Source organism: Pseudoroseomonas cervicalis ATCC 49957, assembly GCF_000164635.1.
GTDB lineage: Bacteria > Pseudomonadota > Alphaproteobacteria > Acetobacterales > Acetobacteraceae > Pseudoroseomonas > Pseudoroseomonas cervicalis.
In genome coordinates this window covers 465822-469310 of the sequence record NZ_GG770778.1, presented here as the reverse complement: position 1 = coordinate 469310, position 3489 = coordinate 465822, and the positions used below count along the sequence as shown (strand labels likewise).

At 75.6% G+C, this 3489-nt stretch carries 3 protein-coding genes and 1 pseudogene; 3 read left to right on the top strand and 1 reads right to left on the bottom strand.

Features of this window, described 5'->3' with window-relative positions:
- From HMPREF0731_RS09370 to lpxK, 3 genes and pseudogenes are all read left to right on the top strand, one after another.
- Positions 1–229 (top strand): annotated as a pseudogene (locus HMPREF0731_RS09370) (lysophospholipid acyltransferase family protein); the annotation flags it as partial.
- 10 nt (positions 230–239) lie between these two features.
- A complete protein-coding gene (locus tag HMPREF0731_RS09365; RefSeq protein ID WP_007003860.1) occupies positions 240–1547 on the top strand; it encodes a 3-deoxy-D-manno-octulosonic acid transferase in 1308 nt (435 codons plus the stop codon).
- A 126-nt stretch (positions 1548–1673) separates the two neighbouring features.
- Positions 1674–2663 carry a tetraacyldisaccharide 4'-kinase gene (lpxK, locus tag HMPREF0731_RS09360; protein ID WP_007003859.1) on the top strand — a complete coding sequence of 330 codons (990 nt, stop codon included), beginning with the start codon at positions 1674–1676 and terminating at the stop codon, positions 2661–2663.
- Between the two features lie 18 nt (positions 2664–2681).
- On the opposite strand, the gene HMPREF0731_RS09355 is transcribed toward lpxK, so the two are convergent.
- Positions 2682–3489 (bottom strand): lysophospholipid acyltransferase family protein (locus tag HMPREF0731_RS09355; RefSeq protein ID WP_007003858.1); only part of this gene is annotated, 808 nt, incomplete at its 5' end.

Sequence of the window (3489 nt, the reverse complement as noted above, 5' to 3'; positions counted from 1 at the left end):
GCTGCCGACGGCGGCCGCCACGACGCGGCACAGGCTGCTGCCGAGCTGGGACCGCATGATGCTGCCGCTGCCCTTCGGCCGCGCCGTGCTGGTCTGCGGCCCCGCCATCAGCGTGCCGCGCGACGACCCGGCCGGCGCCCTCCCCGCCATCGAGGCGGCGCTGAACGCCGCCTGCGACACCGCCGATGCCTGGGCCGCCGGCCAGGAGATGGAGAGCCGCCGCCTGTGAGGGGGGCGCGATGAGCCTCGCCGCCGGCGCCGGGCGGGTCCTGGGCAGCGCGCTGGCGCCGCTGCTGCCACTCTGGCTGCGCCGCCGCGCCCGGCGCGGCAAGGAAGTGCCCGAGCGCCTGCCCGAGCGCAGCGGCCATGGCGCCGAGCGGCCGGAGGGTCCGCTGCTCTGGCTGCATGGCGCCAGCGTGGGCGAGACGCTCTCCCTGCTGCCGCTGATGCAGACCCTGCTGGAGCGCTCCCCCCGCCTGACGCTGCTGGTCACCACCGGCACCGTCACCGCCGCCGGCATGCTGGCGCAGCGCCTGCCGCCCGCACTCGCCGGGCGGGTGATCCACCGCTTCGCCCCGCTCGACGTGCCGCGCTGGCTGGAGCGGTTTCTCCAGGGCTGGCGCCCGGATGGCGCGGTGTTCGTCGAGAGCGAGCTCTGGCCCAACCTCTCCGCCGCCCTGGCCCGGCACGGCATCCCGGCGGCGCTGGTCAATGCGCGGCTCTCCGCCCGCTCGGCCCGGATGTGGCGCTGGGCGCCCGGCCTGGCGCGGGAGATGCTGGGCCGCTTCCGCCTGGTGGTGGCGCAGAGCGAGGAAGATGCCGAGCGGCTGCGCGCCCTGGGCGCCACCGGCGCCGAGCATTGGGGCCACCTGAAGGCCGCGGCCGAGAAGCTGCCGGCCGACCCGGCGGAGCTGGCCCGGCTGCGCCACGCCATCGGCCGCCGCCCGGTGTTTCTCGCCGCCAGCACCCAGCCGGGCGAGGAGGCCTCGATCCTCGCCGCGCATGCCACGCTGCGCCGCCGCTTCCCCGACCTGCTGACCATCCTGGCGCTGCGCCACCCGGTGCGGGCGGAGGAGGTGGCGGCCCTGGCCGCGCCCTTCGGCCGCACCGCGCGGCGCAGCCGGGGCCAGCTGCCGCTTCCGGGCTGCGACCTCTATCTGGTCGACACGCTGGGCGAGATGGGGCTGTTCTTCCGCCTGGCCGGGGTCTGCTTCATCGGCGCCTCGCTGGTGCCCAAGGGCGGGCACAACCCGCTGGAGCCGGCGCGCCTCGGCTGCCCGATCCTGTTCGGCCCCTATACCGACAATGTGCAGGCCATGGCCGACCGGCTGGTGGCCACGGGCGGGGCCATCCGGGTGCGGGATTCCGCCACGCTGGCCGAGGCGGTGGGGGACGTGCTATCGGATGCGGGCCGCGCCCGGGCCATGGTCCGGGCGGCGGCGCTGATCGCCGATGACGCCGCCCTCCTGCCGGGGAAACTGGCTTCGGCGATCCTCGCCATCATGCCCCTCGGCGCCGGCGCCCCGCCGGCGCAGGGCGGGCCCTAGGGCCGGATGCGCATCGCATGCGATGCGGAGGCGGCCCTGGAATTCGGTTCGGTTGCGTGAGCAGCGCTTTTCGGCGGTCCGCCACTAGCGAATCCACGCTCTAGGAGAGAGGACAGGTCTGACCGGATGCGTGCCCCCGGCTTCTGGAGCGGGGGCAGCGGGGGAATCGCGCCCCTGCTGCTATCCCCCATCGCCGCGATCTACGCGGCCGCGACCGCGCGCCGCATGGCCCGCCCGGGCTGGCAGGCGCCCGTGCCGGTCATCTGCTGCGGCAATGCCACGGCCGGCGGCGCCGGCAAGACCGTGGTCGCCCTCGATCTCGGCCAGCGCCTGTCGAACCGTGGCGTGGCCACGCATTTCCTGACGCGCGGCTATGGCGGCCGGCTGAAGGGCCCGGTCATGGTCGACCCGGCGCAGCATGACAGCCAGGCGGTGGGCGATGAATCGCTGCTGCTGGCCGCCCTGCGCCCGACCTGGGTGGCCGGCGACCGCGAGGCCGGTGGCCGCGCCGCCGTGGAGTCCGGCGCCCAGGCCATCATCATGGATGACGGGCTGCAGAATCCCGGCCTCGCCAAGGATCTCTCCCTGCTGGTGGTGGACGGCAATTACGGCTTCGGCAATGGCCGCATCATCCCGGCGGGCCCCTTGCGCGAGCCGGTGGCCGCCGCCGCCGCGCGCTGCCGCGCCGCGGTGCTGATCGGCGAGGACGAGGCGGGCGCCGCCGCCATGCTGCCCCCCTCCCTGCCGGTGCTGCGCGCCCGCCAGGTGCCGGGGCCGGAGGCCGAGCTGCTGGCCGGCCAGCCGGTCTTCGCCTTCTGCGGCATCGCCAACCCGCAGAAATTCTTCAATTCGCTGACCCGCTGCGGCGCCGTGCTGGCCGGCCGCATGGCCTATGCCGACCACTACCCCTTCGATGCCGGCGACCTGCGCGAGCTGCTCGAGCAGGCCGAGGCGCTGCGCGCCATCCCGGTGACCACCGCCAAGGATTATGTGCGCATCCCGCCGGCCTTCCGCAGCCGCGTCACCGTGCTCAGCGTGAAGCTGGAATGGGAGGACCCGACGGCGATCGAGGCGCTGCTGGACCCGCTGGCGCAGCGCGTGCCGGTCCCGGCCTGACGCGGCGCCGGCCGCGCCTCAGCGGCGATAGGCCGCGCGCGGGAAGCGCCGGTGCAGCCACAGCCATTCGCCGGGGCGGGCGCGGATCCAGGCGCTGATGCGGTCATTGATCGCCCGGGTCAGCGCCACCGCATCGGCGAGGCGCCCCTCCCCGCCGGCGGGCGGCGCCAGGGGCGGCTCGATCACCACGCGGAAGCGGCAGGGGCCCAGCCGCTCCACCCGCACCGGCAGGATCGGGCAGCCGAAGCGCAGCGCCAGCTCGGCCGCGCCGGTCGCCGTCATGGCGGGATGGCCGAGGAAGGGCAGCTCCACCCCCTCATTCAGCTTCTGGTCCACCACCAGCCCGGCCGCCTTGCCCTCCGACAGGTGCTTCAGCAGCAGCCGCGCCCCGCGCGAGCCCTTGGGGAACAGCGGCTGGTCGGCGCCGCCGCGCCGCATGCCGCGCAGCACCGCATCGACCAGCGGGTTGTCGGGGGCGCGGTAGAGGCTCGCCATCTCCAGCCCCATCGCCTGCGCCGCCAGCGGCAGCGTCTCCCAATTGGCGATGTGGGCGGAGACGAAGATCACCCGCCCCGTGTCACGCGGCAGGTTCTCCGTGCCCTCCAGCTCCCAGCCCGGCCCGGCCTCGCCCGGCTGGCGGCGCGGCAGGCGCGGCAGATGCGGCAGCTCCATCATGGAGCGGCCGAGATTCTCCCAGGCATCGCGCAGCACCGCCTCGCGCCAGGCGGGGTCGCTGTCCGGGAAGGCCAGTTCCAGGTTGCGCCGGCCGATGCGCGACACCGGCAGCCAGGGCCCGAGCGCGCGCAGCACCCGCCCGCCCAGCGCC